Below are 14,121 nucleotides of genomic sequence, written 5' to 3'. Positions count from 1 at the left end.
CACTGACATGATTGGCAACCGAACGACGGCTCGGCATGATGAGCGCCCGAAGCAGCATCGCTTACTTCCAGGGATGGATTGGCGGCGATACTGCGCCTGGCTCCCGATGCTGCAATACCATCCAGATCAGGCAGTTAGCTCGACCGAGACGCATTCTCGGCTGTCCGCTGCAGAAAAATAACAATATTACTCACGGAGTATCCATGATCACCCATATTAATCCGGTCGGCAGCATGAACCTGCTGTCGCAAATTGAAGTTGATCGCCTTAAACAGTCGGCTTCCGGGGATCTTTACCAACTGTTTCGTAATTGTGCCTTGGCGGTGCTCAACTCGGGCAGTAAAACCGACAGCTCAAAAGAGATCCTCGAGCGTTATAAATCCTTTGATGTCAATGTGATCCGTCGGGAACGCGGGGTCAAGCTGGAACTGTTCAATCCACCCGAGCACGCCTTTGTGGACGGGGAAATCATCCGTGGTATCCAGGATCATTTGTTTTCCGTATTGCGCGATATCATCTATGTGCACAGCCACCTGCAAGTCACCAAGCAACTGAACCTGACCCAGTCGCTGCATATTACCGATCTGGTGTTTTCCATCCTGCGCAATGCCGGAACCGTTCACCCCGGGATTGACCCCAACCTGGTGGTTTGCTGGGGTGGACACTCCATCAATGCCGCCGAGTACCAGTATACCCGCGAGGTAGGCAACGAGCTGGGCCTGCGCGAGCTGAATATCTGTACCGGCTGTGGTCCGGGCGCGATGGAAGGACCGATGAAAGGGGCCGCTGTGGGTCATGCCAAGCAGAGGGTGAGCGGCAGTCGCTATATAGGGCTGACAGAACCGTCGATTATCGCCGCCGAGCCGCCGAATCCCATCGTCAATGAACTGGTGATCCTGCCGGATATAGAAAAACGGCTGGAGGGCTTCGTTCGCATGGCCCACGGCATTATCGTATTCCCCGGCGGTGTGGGTACGGCGGAGGAGATCCTGTATATCCTGGGCATTATGATGCACCCGGAAAACCGGCACCAACCCATTCCCATCATACTGACCGGGCCCCAGGAAAGTGCCAGCTATTTTAAAAGCGTGGACGACTTCATCGGCAACACCCTGGGCCCCGAGGCCCAGAGCCTGTATCAAATCATCATAGGTGATCCGGCCGAGGTCGCCCGGCAGATGAAAAATGCCATGCCCCTGGTGCGCGACTATCGCAAGTCGGTGGGTGATGCCTATTCCTTTAACTGGTCATTGAAGATAGAGCCCGAGTTTCAACTGCCCTTTGTACCCGACCATGAAAACATGGCCAACCTCAACCTGCACTGGGAGCAGCCCCAGCAACAGCTGGCGGCCAACCTGAGGCGGGCGTTTTCCGGTATTGTTGCCGGCAACGTCAAGGAAGGCGGCATCCGTGCCATCGAGAAAAAAGGTCCCTTCTTGATCAACGGCGCCCCCAAGCTGATGAAAATGATGGACAAGCTGCTGCAGCAATTTGTGGATCAACAACGCATGAAGCTGCCGGGTGCCCAGTATGTGCCCTGCTACCGTATCAACCGCTGACCAGAGGCGATGGCCGGAGAAGGAAGCTTCCCCGGCTTTGACATCATGCAACTACTGATTATCGACGCCCTCAACCTTATCCGCCGCATCTATGCGGTACAAACGACTCAACATCAGGATGAAGCCAGCCAGCTGGCGGCAACCCGGGCCACCGTGGAGCAGGTTGCCCGTAAACTGCTTGGCCAGTTTACGCCCAGCCATGTGGTGGCGGTCTTTGACGGGGCGCCCGAGGGGTTCCGCCACCGGCTTTTTCCCGACTACAAGGCCGGCCGGCCCCCTATGCCAGGTCCGCTGGCAGCACATATGGACGAGTTGCAGCAATCACTCTGGCAGTTGGGCATAGATGCCCTGCTATCAGATACAGACGAAGCCGATGACCTGATTGCCACCCTGGCCAATACCCTCGCCGCCCATCGACGTCAGGTGACCATAATCTCTACCGATAAGGGATTCTGCCAGCTGCTCAATCCCTGGGTACGGCTATGGGATCACTTTAACCAGCGCTGGCTGGATTCTGCACATGTCCAGCAACAATATGGCCTGGCCGTTGGGCAGCTGGTCGATTACTGGGCGCTGACCGGTGTGTCCGGCAGCGGTATCAAGGGCGTCCCCGGAATAGGCCCAAAACGAGCCAAAAGTCTGTTGCAACAACATGGCAGCCTGGATCAATTGCTGATGGCCCCGGCTGAAACTCGGGATGAAAAAACCGTTCATCAGCACGGTTCCCAGGCTTTACTTGCCCGTCAACTGGTCAGGCTGGTGGACGACATCGAGCTGGGATTTAACCTGAAAGATCTGCGTTACCGGCGTTAGACTAAAGATAAATGGCGAAAAAACCTTAAAAATGCTATAAATGTCGGGCTGTTTTAGCGACCCTATTTTTATAATTACAGATAACGGAAAGCTGCCCATGAGTAAACGCAGTATTACCGTGATCCCGGGCGACGGCATAGGCCCCAGCATTATCGACGCCGCCCTGAAGATATTGGATCACGCCGGTTGTAACTTCGATTACGACCTCGCCGACGCAGGCCTGATGGCCCTGGACAAACACGGTGAACTCCTCCCCCCCAGCACCCTGGACCTGATACAAAAAAATAAAATCGCCCTGAAAGGCCCCCTTACTACCCCTGTCGGCGGCGGCTTTACTTCCATTAACGTCTCCCTGCGCAAGCACTTCAACCTCTACGCCAATATTCGCCCCGTGGTTTCTTTCGAAGGCACCCGCAGCCGCTTCAGCAATATCGACATCATCACCATTCGGGAAAATACCGAGGGTATGTATTCCGGTATGGGACAGAAACGTTCGGACGATAATGCCAGTGCCGAGGCGATGAGCATCATTACCCGTGACGGCGCCGAGCGAATAGTGACCGCCGCCTACGAGCTGGCCCGCCAGGAAGGCCGCAAGAAAGTCACCGCTGTTCACAAGGCCAACATCCTCAAATCCACCTCGGGCCTGTTTCTGGAAGTTGCGCGAGAGGTAGCCAAACGCTACCCTGATATCGAAAGCAACGAAATGATAGTGGACGCCGCCTGCATGAATCTGGTGATGTATCCCGAGCGCTTCGACGTTATTGTCACCACTAACCTGTTCGGCGATATCCTGTCTGATTTGTGTGCCGGCCTGGTCGGTGGCCTGGGAATGGCGCCGGGCGCCAACATAGGTAAGGACGTAGCCATATTTGAAGCAGTGCATGGCTCGGCGCCGGACATTGCCGGCCAGAATATAGCCAATCCCTGTTCGGTGATCCTCGCCTCCATCCAGATGCTGGAGCACCTGGGAATGCAGGACAAGGCACGCCAAATCCGGGAGGCCGTGCGTAAAACCATCGCCGAGGGTAAAACCGTGACGCGGGATCTAGGGGGGAACGCCAGTACCACCGAGTTCACTCAGGCAATTATTGATAATCTTTAAAATACTTAGCCGGCCTTAAAGCCCGCTGATCACGTCAGGGAAGGGATTCGTGTCCAGTCCCTGACTGTGATCCTGCTCTCAAACCTGACATAAAGCTGCTATAACTTAAACTAGTTAATATGGAAATGGTGGCAGCAATTATGGACAGCCGGCTGTGGTTCATCTTGTTATTGATCCCCCTCTCGTTACCCGCAGAAACCTTCGATTGGCGTTTTTCACTGGATCCTCGCAACCTGATCAGCGAGAGTCCCACACGCTATGGGGTGGATATTGAACTGCAGGGCGATCAGGAAGGCGCAAGCCGGGTCAACGCCTTCCCCCGGCTGCAGCTGACACCGCAGAGCTCGGTCAGCCTGTCGATCAAGAACTACAGGCCCAACCTCAACGTGGAAGGCCGACGCTATAAGTCATCGTTAAGGTTGAGAGGGGACGGCGTCAAGGTACGCATCAGGCCGGTCGACCCCCAAAATCAGCTGGAGATCGACATCAAGGTCACCGATGATGAGTCCTCGCTAGGGCTTAGGTACAAGTTTTGACACCTTGCGGGGCTGAAATACATGCACGGTAATTTCTTCCCGATCATGATACAACTGCTTGGCCTGCACCTGAAAACCACCCACTTCCTCCAGTTTCTCCTTTAGCTGCTGCAAATTGTAAACCGCCTCCGCATAACGTTTTTTCATCGGCAATTTGAGATTGAACATGGCTTCCTGACAGTCTTCGTTCACCAGCCAGTCCGCCATCAGCGCCACCACACGGGCGGGTTTTTCCACCATGTCACACACCAGCCAGTACACATTCTTACGCACCGGACGGAACTTGAAGCCGTCTTCCTGGTAGTGTTTTACCTGACCGGTATCCATCAGGGACGGGCTCATGGGGCCGTTGTCCACGGCCGCCACCATCATGCCCCGGGCGACCAGTTGATAGGTCCATCCCCCCGGCGCCGCCCCCAGATCCACCGCACGCAAGCCGGAGGTCAGGCGAGTTTCCCACTCTTCCTTGGGAATAAACACATGGAAGGCTTCCTCCAGCTTCAGGCTGGAGCGGCTCGGCGCGTCGGCAGGAAAGCGCAAACGGGGTATACCCATGTGGAAGGGCGAGTGGTTGTAGGAATAGGAATAGCCCAGCATCAACCTGTTATTGGCCAGGAAAAACACATGCAGGGTCGGCCTGTTTTTGGTCTCGGTCCTGGTCAACACCCCCTTGCCCCTCAACGCCTGGCGCACCGGCACGGTAAATTTGCGGCAGAATCGGGACAACTCCTTGCCCTCGTTGGTATCCGGCGTTTCCACCCGGATATCGCCGCACAGGGGCATGTCTTCTGCTGCCGCCAGGATCGGGCTGATCCTGTCATCGAGTGGCAAATCACCCAGCTCGGCACTGACCACCAGCATCTGGCGGGCAAAAATCAGCTCGCGATAGGGCAGCTTGCGGGCCAGCAAGTCACCGTCATCATCCTGATAACACTCGTATACCACATAGCCGCTGTCGTCCTTGGCCCGGGCAAAGCCGGGACATCCCATGGCCGCTGCCCTATCCTGAATTTCCGCCGCCGCTTCTTTTTCAAATCCGGGACGACAATAGATTAATAACTGTTTCATCAAGACCTCAACCAAGTACGACCGACCAGCAGCAAGCTTAGCCAACCGGCCATAAAACACAGGCCCCCCAAGGGGGTGAGCCAGGCAATTCCCTTGGTGCCCAGGAGCACAAGGGCATAAATACTGCCACTGAACATCAAGATGCCCAGGGTAAAGAAGCTGCCGGCCCAATGCAGGCCGTTAACGGCCTTGTAGCGAAATGCCAGCGCCAGAAACAACAGCACCAGGGCATGATAAAACTGGTATTGCACCCCGGTATTAAAGGCCGTGATTGCGGCGGCCGAGATCCCCCTGCCTGCCAGCCCATGGGCCCCGTAGGCCCCCAGGGCGGTACCAGTCAGCCCGAACAACCCGGCCAGATAAAACCATGCCTTATTGAGCAAGAATAAAACTCCTCATGCGGGCCACGATGGCTTCCAGGTTCTGTTCCAGAGTAAAACCGGATGACTTGCGTGGCATGAAGCTATGATCACCGTCGTTTACCCAGCAGGGCTGCACCGCCTCGGACAGATCCACATTGGCCACATCCTGCCGGTTGCCGAATGTATCACGCTCCCCCTGCAGCAGCAGGGTTGGCGTCGCCATGGTCGCCAGGTGCTGTCCCCGGAAGCGCTCGGGCTTGCCCGGCGGATGGAAGGGAAAACCCAGCAGGATTAACCCCTTGGGAGCCAGTTCATCGGCCACCAGGGACGCCATGCGCCCCCCCATCGACTTGCCGGCCAGAAACAGCCGTGGATGGGCAAATTCGGCGGCCAGGCCTCGCCAATGCGCCAGCAGCACAGGCTCCCGATCCGGCGGTCGCTTGCGGCCATCCGACCGGGTTTTTTGCATATAGGGAAACTCGAAGCGCACCACCTGAATCTGCTCATCAGCCAATCCCTCGGCCAGGGCCGTCATCACACTGTGGTCCATACCGGCACCGGCCCCATGGGCCAGCAGTACCCGGTTGGGTGCCTGGGCATTCCCATTGGTTAATATCTTTGTCATCAGGTCAGCGCCTTTTGCTTTTCTTCTTTGTTGACCAGCGCCAGCACCCACTCCCTGAAGGCGGCAATTTTCCCAAGACTGGCCTGGGTTTCATGACACACCAGGTAATAGGCATTCTTGGAGACCAGCACCTCCTCGAAGGGACACACCAGGCGCCCCGCATCGATTTCCGGCTGGGTTAGCACGCTGTGCCCCAGGGCCACCCCCTGACCGTGAATCGCCGCCTGTATCACCATGGATGAATGACTGAAGATAGGTCCCTGGTTGACATTGGCCGCCTGGATATCCAGCTGCCTGAACCAGGCCTTCCAGTCTCGGCGGGAGGTATCGTGCAGCAGGGTATGGCGCATTAAATCGTCCGGCGTTTTCAGCGGCTTGCTGCCCATCAGCAACATGGGTGAACATACCGGGATCAGGTATTCCGTATGCAGTTTGTCGGCACGCAGCCCCGGCCAGTTGCCTCGCCCATAATAAATGGCGATATCCACATCATCGGTCAGTGAGCCTTCGTCCAGATCCACCGCCTTGATACGCACATCAATCTCCGGGTGTATCTCGCTGAAGCGGACCAATCGCGGCACCAGCCACTGAATGGCAAAGCTGGGCTGCAGGCTGACGGTCAGCGCTCCCTTGGCGCTGCGTGCCAACAGGCGCTCGGTGGCATCGGAGATGGCCGAGAAAATATCTTTGATTTCAAGGAAGTAACTTTGGCCTTCCTCACTCAGCAACAGTGATCGGTTACGCCGGCGGAACAGCTTGATGCCCAGATATTCTTCCAAACCCTTGATCTGATGGCTGATGGCGGCCTGAGTCACAAACAGCTCTTCGGCCGCACGGGTAAAGCTCAGATTGCGCGCCGCGGCTTCAAACGCCTTGAGCGCATTTAACGGGGGCAGTCGCCGGGACATCCGGACCTCTTATAAGGTTTTCTAATGACAGCGATTATAAGGGGCCGTGCCCGGACAAGCCAGTGAAGGCGTACATCTGTACTATTTATTATTGATGACGCTCCGGGCGAACCTGTTCATCTTTATCGCTCTTAAGTACACTGAGCGGGTTCAATCCAGATCTTTACATCGGGCCCTATGACAGACTTATTCCCTATCTCGCTGATTGACTGGCTGGTGGCGTGCGCCGTCATCCTGCTGGTGTTAATCCTGGCTAATGGCCTGTTGCGGCGGCTGTTTCGCCGCTCCCCCAGGCAACCCTATTGCCTCAAGCCACTGTTCGCTCCGGAAGAGGCGACGGCATTGAAATTGCTGGAGGGCGCCATCGGCCGGGAATTGAGAATATTTCCCGCAGTCAGGCTAACGGATGTGCTGGCCTTGTCTCCCAAGCTTAAAAAGGCGCACCAGGAGCAGGCCTGGCATCAGATCTATGGTGAACGGTTGGACTTCGTGCTCTGTTCCCCCCGGGATCTCAAGGTCCGGCTGGCCATTGCCCTAATTGATGACAGCCTGAGCAAGACCGAGCGTCGCAACCACCACAGCCTGCTGCAGGCGGTGGTCGATGCCGGCCTGCCCCTGGTACATCTGTCGGCCAAGGCCTGGCCGACGGAAGAGGAGTTGCGGGAAGAAATTCAGATGGCCCTCAAGCAGCCGGCTGCCCCCGAGCCCGTCTTGCATGCCGGCAAGGGCCGTATCGAGCCGACTCTCAGCCTGCCCCCCGAGCTGGAGCTGCAGGACAAACAGGATAAGAATCACCGTTTATAACGCCAGAACCAATACCCAGTAATGACAGGCCTGCCGGCAGGCCTTTCTCTATTGATCTTGCTGACGTAACTTTCGGCCATGGAAGACATAGCCGATCAGGTTCATCAGCACCTGCGCCGCCAGCACACTGGTAGTGCCGGTGTGATCGTAATCGGGTGCGACTTCGCACAGGTCGATACCCACTACCTCTCCATTGAATGCCACCCCCTGCAGTATCTCCATCACTTCATAGTAAGTAAAACCGCCATGGCTCGGGGTACCGGTGCCCGGGGCGATGGAAGGGTCAAAACCGTCGATATCGATGGTGATGTAATAGTTGACCCCTTTGGGGATCAGCTTTAGTACCCCTTGGGCTCCCAGCCGGCGCACATCGCGCACGGACAGTATGGTGGATCCGGCATCCTCTGCCGCCTTGTGATCCGCCCGATTGGACGAAGACACATTGCGGATCCCCAGCTGGGTCATGCCGGTGACAAACTCCTGTTCCGAGGCGCGACGCAGCGGGTTGCCGTGACCGAAGCGCACGCCATGACGCTCATCAACAAAATCCAGGTGGGCGTCGATCTGGATGATATGGATGGGTCCTCGACCTTCGAATGCACGGATACAAGGCGCATTTACCGAATGATCGCCGCCGACCACCACCGGCAGGGCGCCGGATGCCAGGATCTTGCGTACCCCGTACTCGATATTGGCATGACATTTCTCGGTGTTGGTATGCACCATATCCGCATCGCCGATATCGACGATATCGACGCCATCCAGGTACATCACATCTTCTTCATAGGAATAGGCGCCGCTGTGGCCGAAGGAGAACAAGGTTGATGCTTCACGGACCGCACGTGGCCCCATGCGCGCTCCCGAACGCCACTGGGTACCGCAGTCGAAGGGCGCGCCCATAAAGGCGACATCGGCCTTGATGTTGTCCCAATCTTCACAGGTCGGCTTCTTCCCGAAGGTGCAGAAACCAACAAACGGCAGGTTCAAGCGACCATTTTCATAGGCATTTCCACTCATGGTTTGTCTACTCCTGTATAACCAACGGCCTCGCCGAGCGGTGTTTTGACTAATGAAAGGCCCGGATACCGGAGAGGCTCTGGGCATTGATGACAAACCCAGTATTGCAAGAGCAAACAAATCAAAAAATATAAAACTTAAAATGTATATATTAAGTTTTATAATGTTAAATGTAACAATCCTGTGGGAAACATGTTCCTACAGCAGCGTTCAGCTGCCCGGGCCCGCCCCCCGGATGGTGGCCACCTTGATACTGGCTTCTATGTCTTCGGCAAAGAGCCTGACAATATCCTGGGGGGCGGGAGTCGCCCGCATCGCCATGGTGAATTCAGATTGCCAGGACAGGCCGAGGTGGTCGAAAACACGCATTTCCCCACGCTCGACCCATGGCCGGGCGTAGTGGGTCGGCAGGAAGCCGAGGAAGCGGCCGCTGGTGATCAAGATCGCCTGGGCTTCCATATTGGATACCATGGCAACATCGCGGGTTTTCATTACCCCCTGCAGCTCTGCGTGTTGCAGGTAGATGCGAGAGGACACCGGATATTGCCTGAGGGTATCGAGGGTGATCTCGTCATCAGCCAGCCCGAATAACGGATGCCGTCGCCCGCAGTAAAAGCCGTGCGCTTCCATGCACAGGTGCCGGTAGCTCAGCGCGCTGTGCCGGTTATGGAACAGACCCAGCGCAATATGCAGGTTGCCATTCAGCAATTCCCGCTCCAGCTCTTCGGGAGGCAGCACCACCAACTTGAGAGATACGTCGCTCTTCCTGCTGTAGAAACGATGGACAGCCTCTGAGATGGGTAAATCGTGATTGGTAATGGTGCTGTCAATCAAGCCCAGGCGCAGTGTCCCGGTCAGCTTATCGCGCAACTCGCCCAGCTCGGCTTCAAAGTCCGAGATATTGTTGAGCATCTCGCGACACTTGCGATAAACAAGCTGCCCCTTCTCGGTCAGGCTGAATCCACTCCGTCCACGATGACACAACTGGAAGCCAAGCCGGATCTCAAAATCCCGGATGTGCGTGCTGATGGCCGGTTGGCTCATTCCCAGCACCGACTCGGCACCGACAAAGCCGCCATACTCCGTCACTGTGCAGAAAGTCAGCATATGTTTCATCGAATAACTCGCCATCTAGGCCTCCGGATTTCACTGCTTGCCCGAGTCGAAAATACATTAATTTTTAAAATGCATACATATGAAAATTTATATTTTTGGATGGATATGGGTTTGCAATACTGAAGTTGTTACGAAAGGATTCACATATTTGTCACAACTCACAATCTGGCAATCAAAGGAGATGCTGAACATGGCTGAACGTAAAATACGACTGAGAGCGCTGGTGCTTTCGGCTGCTGTCGCCCTGATCCCCGCCCTCGCCATGGCCGAAGAATGGAAGTTTGCCATCGAGGAAATTCCCGGCTCGATCATGGATGCCTATGCCCAGGAGTTCAAGCAACGCATCGAAGATAAGACTCAAGGCAATGTCACCATCAAGATCTATCACCTCGGCTCCCTGGGGACTCCCACCGAGCTGGTCGAACAGGTCGCCGACGGCGTGGTGCAGTTTGCCAACGTCTCGGTGGGCAACCTGGGAACCATAGTGCCCGAGTCACAGATGTTTCTGTTGACCTACACCCTGCCCTCGAACTCCACCGCAGTCTCTGAATTGCTGGGATCGAGCCAGGTGATTTACGGTGAGCTCGGCAGGGACTTCGAAGCCAAGGGACTGAAGCTGCATAGCATGTATTCGGAGGGCCCCCAGGTCTGGACCACCAATCGGGAAATTCGCACGCCCGCCGACTTCGACAACTTCAAGATGCGCGTTATGGTCTCTCCCATCCTACTCAAAGCCTATGATGATCTGGGTGCCAGCCCGACTCCCCTGCCCTTCGGCGAAGTCTATGGTGCCCTTCAGCTCAAGCAGATAGACGGCCAGATCAACCCGGTACCGGCCATCGAAGAAATGAAGTTTTACGAAGTAACGGATTACATGATCTGGGCCGGTGAACAGGAGCTGGTGACCTCGGTCATGTCGGGTACTGACTGGTATGACAGCCTGCCGGCCGAACGCAAGCAGCTGATCGACACGACCACAGCCGAAATGCAGAACTTTATGCACAACGTGGTCGAGCGGTTCAACGAAGACAAGCTGGCCAGGATAAAGGCAGCCAGACCCGATATCCAGATGATTGAACTGACCGAAGACGAACGCACCGCCTTCCGTGAACGCAGCAAGGCAACCCACTCGGCCTATATCGACATCACCGGCAAGCGGGGACAAACGCTGCTCGATGCGCTGCTGGCCGAGGTCGAAGCGGCAAAACCTTAACCAGCCGTTACCTGCTCCCAAGTTCAGCAAGGGGGCAGGCCTTCCACCCCGCTTATCCGGACCGAGGTCAAGCCGATGCCCTTATATTCCGCTCTAACCAGGATGTTGACCCTAATCGACAAGTTCATCGGCAAAGCCGAGATGTGCGTACTTGGCTGGGGCATCATCATCATGGCCGTGAACACCATCGCCAATGTGTTTGGCCGCTACCTGTTCTCACAAAGTATCTATTTCACCGAGGAGCTCAACGAGTTCCTGATCGTCATCATCACCTTTATGGGACTGGGCTATGTAACCCGCAAGGGCCGTCATATCCGGATGTCCGCCCTCTATGACCTGCTGTCGGTACGCTACAAGAAGCTGCTGATGATCGTTATCGCTTCCCTGACTGCCATGGCCATGTTCACCCTGGCCTGGTATGCCCTCGAATACGTCGCCAAGCTCGCCAGCCGGGGACGGGTGACCCCTGCGCTGCAATTTCCCCTTTATCTGACCTATATCTGGGTGGTGCTCGGCTTCGCCGTAACCGGTATCCAGTATGTGTTAACGGCTTTCAGGAACCTGAACCTGTCCGATGAAGATGTCTATATCTCCTTCAGTACAGTGGATGAATACCTGGATCCCGAGATTGCCGACGTGATGAACCTGTATCAACAGGACCATGGGGTTGAAACCACAGGGCAAGCTCAGGCAGCAAAAGCAACGTGTGCGCCGATTGGCTGCAAGGAGAGTAAATTATGACGATGATGATGTTGGCGGTTATGATACTGCTGCTGTTAGGCGGTTTTCCGATGATGATGCCGCTGTTGGCCGCAGCCATGCTGGCCTTTATTATCTACATGCCGGACCTGAGCCTGCAGATGGTCGTCCAGCAGATGATCGGCGGGGTCAAACCCTCGGCCCTGATCGCCGTGCCCATGTTTATCCTCGCTGCCGATATCATCACCCGGGGCCATTCGGCCGATCGGCTGGTGGATGTGGTGATGCGCTTTATGGGGCACATCCGCGGCGGGCTGGCCGTCTCGGTCACCGCCGCCTGCGCCCTGTTCGGCGCCGTATGCGGTTCGACCCAGGCAACCGTGGTGGCGGTCGGCGGCGCCATGCGTCCCCGGATGTTGAAGGCCGGCTATAACGATTCCTTTTCGATCGGCCTGATCGTCAATGCCGCCGATCTAGCCTACCTGATCCCGCCCTCCATCGGCATGATTATCTACGGCGTTATCTCCGGCACCTCGATCTCCGAGCTGTTCATCACCGGCCTGGGGCCGGGGCTGTTGATCATTGCCCTGTTCTCACTCTACTGCATCTGGTATGCAAAGCGGCATCAGATCCCCGTTGAGCCCAGGGCCAGCTGGACGGAACGGTTGATATCCATCCGCCGCGCCGTATGGCCGCTGGGCTTCCCGGCGATTGTCGTCGGCGGCATCTACGGCGGCATCTTCAGTCCGACCGAGGCGGCCGCCGTATGCGTACTCTATGCCCTGCTCCTTGAACTCGTCATCTTCCGTTCTATCAAGAGCCGCGATATTTTCGATATCGCACTGTCGACCGGCGCTGTGACCTCTGTGGTCTTCATCCTCATCGCCGCCGGCGCCGCCTTCTCCTGGGTATTGTCTTACGCGCAGGTTCCTCAACAGCTCATCGCTGCGATGGGTCTGAATGAGGCAGGCCCCATCATGACCCTGGTGGCAATCAACATCGCCTTCTTCATCGGCTGCATGTTCGTCGATTCTGTGGTGGTTATCCTGATCCTGGTGCCCATCTTCGCGCCCCTGGTCAAGGCGGCCGGACTCGACCCGGTACTGGTCGGTGTGCTGATCACTCTACAGGTGGCGATCGGCGCGGCCACTCCGCCTTTCGGCTGCAACATCTTTACCGCCGTGGCCGTGTTCCGGCGCCCCTTTATCGACGTTATCCGGGGCGTGCCTGCTTTCCTGATAATCCTGTTCGTGGTCACTATCCTGTTAATCGCCTTCCCCCAGATAGCCCTGTTCCTGAGGGATCTCGCTTTCCGGTAATCCCCTGGTATCTCTCCCACTCCTCGAGACCCTGCATGGGTCTCGTTTCTTTCTTGCCCTGATACCAATCGCACTAAACATTCGATCTTTTTAGTGTCATCCCCATCTCGGACAAAGGGCCCACTCCGCCGACACGCTCAAGTACTTCCTTGTGATGCTCAGCACATAACATCCCTGTCATGTGATGGTCGGTGGCGCAGACCCCTTTGTCCTCCTTGATGGCAGCCGAGTTGCCTGTTGGCGCTATCTTCGGACAGCTCTGTGTTCAAAAAGAGGCAACAGAGAACGATTCTCACGACCGTGACATGCCATGGATGGCATGTCCGAGCTTTACATGGATGTACTCGTAGCCTGTCGTGGGAGGCGGCTGTCTTGCCTCGTGCGTGCCGGTTAACCCCCTGATCAGATTTTTAATGTAATTGGTATGACTGTGCCGGGCGCCCCAGTCCCCTCCTCGCTTTTCCCTTTTGAGTACTGCGGAATATTTTCCTCTTTGGAGGTGAGCTGCTCAAATGCCATCGGCCTTATTCTGGATGACGGAATACAAGGATGAACCTCCCCACGACTCACTGGAGGATCTGACGCCATGGGAGTATTTGGCGAAACATCAACGGGCGGGGCGGAAAACTCTAATTTGCGGTGTAACTAAAACAGGGATGTTTACATGAGGAAGGATGGTTTTACTGACGACAGAAAAGCAAAAAGCCCTTAGCTATCAACTAGCTAAGGGCTTCTTAAATGTGGCGGAGCGGACGGGACTCGAACCCGCGACCCCCGGCGTGACAGGCCGGTATTCTAACCAACTGAACTACCGCTCCGCAAAAGCTGTGTAGTACGGGGACTAAATTGGGTGCCTGGCAGTGACCTACTTTCACATGGCAGCTGCCACACTATCATCGGCGCGGGTGCGTTTCACTTCTGAGTTCGGCATGGGATCAGGTGGGACCACAACGCTATCGCCGCCAGGCATAAACTGG

At 56.2% G+C, this 14,121-nt stretch carries 14 protein-coding genes, 1 tRNA gene and 1 rRNA gene; 8 read left to right on the top strand and 8 right to left on the bottom strand.

The features are described 5' to 3' along the window. Positions 1 to 203: 203 nt before the first annotated feature. The 4 genes from ppnN (at position 204) to DCS96_RS00065 (ending at position 4,013) form a co-directional block, all read left to right on the top strand. Entirely contained in the window at positions 204 to 1,559 is a 1,356-nt protein-coding gene (gene ppnN, locus DCS96_RS00080) for a nucleotide 5'-monophosphate nucleosidase PpnN (protein WP_116472358.1), read from the top strand. Between the two features lie 45 nt (positions 1,560 to 1,604). After that, complete coding sequence (gene xni, locus DCS96_RS00075) at positions 1,605 to 2,372, top strand: flap endonuclease Xni (RefSeq protein WP_116472357.1); 768 nt, start codon at positions 1,605 to 1,607, stop codon at positions 2,370 to 2,372. 97 nt (positions 2,373 to 2,469) lie between these two features. Continuing rightward, positions 2,470 to 3,477: an isocitrate dehydrogenase gene (locus DCS96_RS00070; RefSeq protein ID WP_116472356.1), complete on the top strand. Its 1,008-nt coding sequence runs from the start codon at positions 2,470 to 2,472 to the stop codon at positions 3,475 to 3,477. 140 nt (positions 3,478 to 3,617) lie between these two features. Beyond that, complete coding sequence (locus DCS96_RS00065) at positions 3,618 to 4,013, top strand: hypothetical protein (protein ID WP_116472355.1); 396 nt, start codon at positions 3,618 to 3,620, stop codon at positions 4,011 to 4,013. Here the strand turns inward: DCS96_RS00065 and rlmM are convergent. The 4 genes from rlmM to DCS96_RS00045 are packed head-to-tail and all read right to left on the bottom strand — an operon-like array spanning position 3,990 to position 6,976. Then, positions 3,990 to 5,081, bottom strand: a complete 1,092-nt coding sequence (rlmM, locus tag DCS96_RS00060; RefSeq protein ID WP_116472354.1) for a 23S rRNA (cytidine(2498)-2'-O)-methyltransferase RlmM — start codon at positions 5,079 to 5,081, stop codon at positions 3,990 to 3,992. The genes DCS96_RS00065 and rlmM overlap by 24 nt on opposite strands. Continuing rightward, positions 5,081 to 5,464, bottom strand: coding sequence for a DUF423 domain-containing protein (locus DCS96_RS00055; protein ID WP_116472353.1), 384 nt, complete (start codon positions 5,462 to 5,464; stop codon positions 5,081 to 5,083). The genes rlmM and DCS96_RS00055 overlap by 1 nt, the downstream gene beginning before the upstream one ends. Continuing rightward, complete coding sequence (locus tag DCS96_RS00050; RefSeq protein ID WP_116472352.1) at positions 5,454 to 6,068, bottom strand: alpha/beta fold hydrolase; 615 nt, start codon at positions 6,066 to 6,068, stop codon at positions 5,454 to 5,456. Before DCS96_RS00050 ends, DCS96_RS00055 begins: the two co-directional genes overlap by 11 nt. Beyond that, on the bottom strand, positions 6,068 to 6,976 hold the full coding sequence (locus DCS96_RS00045; protein WP_116472351.1) for a transcriptional regulator GcvA: 909 nt from the start codon (positions 6,974 to 6,976) through the stop codon (positions 6,068 to 6,070). The genes DCS96_RS00050 and DCS96_RS00045 overlap by 1 nt, the downstream gene beginning before the upstream one ends. Before the next feature lie 177 nt (positions 6,977 to 7,153). On the opposite strand from DCS96_RS00045, the gene DCS96_RS00040 reads away from it, so the two are divergent. Next, positions 7,154 to 7,780: a DUF2726 domain-containing protein gene (locus tag DCS96_RS00040; protein WP_116472350.1), complete on the top strand. Its 627-nt coding sequence runs from the start codon at positions 7,154 to 7,156 to the stop codon at positions 7,778 to 7,780. Positions 7,781 to 7,828: 48 nt separating this feature from the next. Here DCS96_RS00040 and speB read toward each other — a convergent pair whose 3' ends face one another. Together speB and DCS96_RS00030 are read right to left on the bottom strand one after the other, a co-directional pair. Then, complete coding sequence (speB, locus tag DCS96_RS00035; RefSeq protein ID WP_116472349.1) at positions 7,829 to 8,797, bottom strand: agmatinase; 969 nt, start codon at positions 8,795 to 8,797, stop codon at positions 7,829 to 7,831. A gap of 210 nt (positions 8,798 to 9,007) precedes the next feature. Beyond that, on the bottom strand, positions 9,008 to 9,928 hold the full coding sequence (locus tag DCS96_RS00030; RefSeq protein ID WP_198649879.1) for a LysR family transcriptional regulator: 921 nt from the start codon (positions 9,926 to 9,928) through the stop codon (positions 9,008 to 9,010). Positions 9,929 to 10,103: 175 nt separating this feature from the next. Between DCS96_RS00030 and DCS96_RS00025 the strand changes: the two genes are divergently transcribed. From DCS96_RS00025 to DCS96_RS00015, 3 genes are all read left to right on the top strand, one after another. Continuing rightward, positions 10,104 to 11,126 (top strand): TRAP transporter substrate-binding protein, encoded by a 1,023-nt coding sequence (locus DCS96_RS00025; protein ID WP_116474462.1) that lies wholly within the window; start codon positions 10,104 to 10,106, stop codon positions 11,124 to 11,126. A 102-nt stretch (positions 11,127 to 11,228) separates the two neighbouring features. Further along, positions 11,229 to 11,867, top strand: a complete 639-nt coding sequence (locus DCS96_RS00020) for a TRAP transporter small permease (protein ID WP_198649878.1) — start codon at positions 11,229 to 11,231, stop codon at positions 11,865 to 11,867. Beyond that, positions 11,864 to 13,144 carry a TRAP transporter large permease gene (locus DCS96_RS00015; RefSeq protein ID WP_116472347.1) on the top strand — a complete coding sequence of 427 codons (1,281 nt, stop codon included), beginning with the start codon at positions 11,864 to 11,866 and terminating at the stop codon, positions 13,142 to 13,144. Before DCS96_RS00020 ends, DCS96_RS00015 begins: the two co-directional genes overlap by 4 nt. 741 nt (positions 13,145 to 13,885) lie before the next feature. Here DCS96_RS00015 and DCS96_RS00010 read toward each other — a convergent pair. After that, positions 13,886 to 13,962: transfer RNA gene (locus DCS96_RS00010), tRNA-Asp, on the bottom strand. 34 nt (positions 13,963 to 13,996) lie between these two features. Next, a 5S ribosomal RNA gene (rrf, locus tag DCS96_RS00005) occupies positions 13,997 to 14,111 on the bottom strand. Positions 14,112 to 14,121: the final 10 nt, after the last annotated feature.

It is taken from the genome of Zobellella maritima (assembly GCF_003075035.1).
Lineage (GTDB): Bacteria > Pseudomonadota > Gammaproteobacteria > Enterobacterales > Aeromonadaceae > Oceanimonas > Oceanimonas maritima.
This window is presented reverse-complemented; position numbering and strand designations above follow the sequence as displayed.

Bases quoted from the DNA above. Each gene is read 5' to 3' on its own strand.
- ppnN (WP_116472358.1), top strand. From the start codon at position 204: ATGATCACCCATATTAATCCGGTCGGCAGCATGAACCTGCTGTCGCAA.
- xni (WP_116472357.1), top strand. From the start codon at position 1,605: ATGCAACTACTGATTATCGACGCCCTCAACCTTATCCGCCGCATCTAT.
- DCS96_RS00070 (WP_116472356.1), top strand. From the start codon at position 2,470: ATGAGTAAACGCAGTATTACCGTGATCCCGGGCGACGGCATAGGCCCC.
- DCS96_RS00065 (WP_116472355.1), top strand. From the start codon at position 3,618: ATGGACAGCCGGCTGTGGTTCATCTTGTTATTGATCCCCCTCTCGTTA.
- rlmM (WP_116472354.1), bottom strand. From the start codon at position 5,081: ATGAAACAGTTATTAATCTATTGTCGTCCCGGATTTGAAAAAGAAGCG.
- DCS96_RS00050 (WP_116472352.1), bottom strand. From the start codon at position 6,068: ATGACAAAGATATTAACCAATGGGAATGCCCAGGCACCCAACCGGGTA.
- DCS96_RS00045 (WP_116472351.1), bottom strand. From the start codon at position 6,976: ATGTCCCGGCGACTGCCCCCGTTAAATGCGCTCAAGGCGTTTGAAGCC.
- DCS96_RS00040 (WP_116472350.1), top strand. From the start codon at position 7,154: ATGACAGACTTATTCCCTATCTCGCTGATTGACTGGCTGGTGGCGTGC.
- speB (WP_116472349.1), bottom strand. From the start codon at position 8,797: ATGAGTGGAAATGCCTATGAAAATGGTCGCTTGAACCTGCCGTTTGTT.
- DCS96_RS00030 (WP_198649879.1), bottom strand. From the start codon at position 9,928: ATGGCGAGTTATTCGATGAAACATATGCTGACTTTCTGCACAGTGACG.
- DCS96_RS00025 (WP_116474462.1), top strand. From the start codon at position 10,104: ATGGCTGAACGTAAAATACGACTGAGAGCGCTGGTGCTTTCGGCTGCT.
- DCS96_RS00020 (WP_198649878.1), top strand. From the start codon at position 11,229: ATGTTGACCCTAATCGACAAGTTCATCGGCAAAGCCGAGATGTGCGTA.
- DCS96_RS00015 (WP_116472347.1), top strand. From the start codon at position 11,864: ATGACGATGATGATGTTGGCGGTTATGATACTGCTGCTGTTAGGCGGT.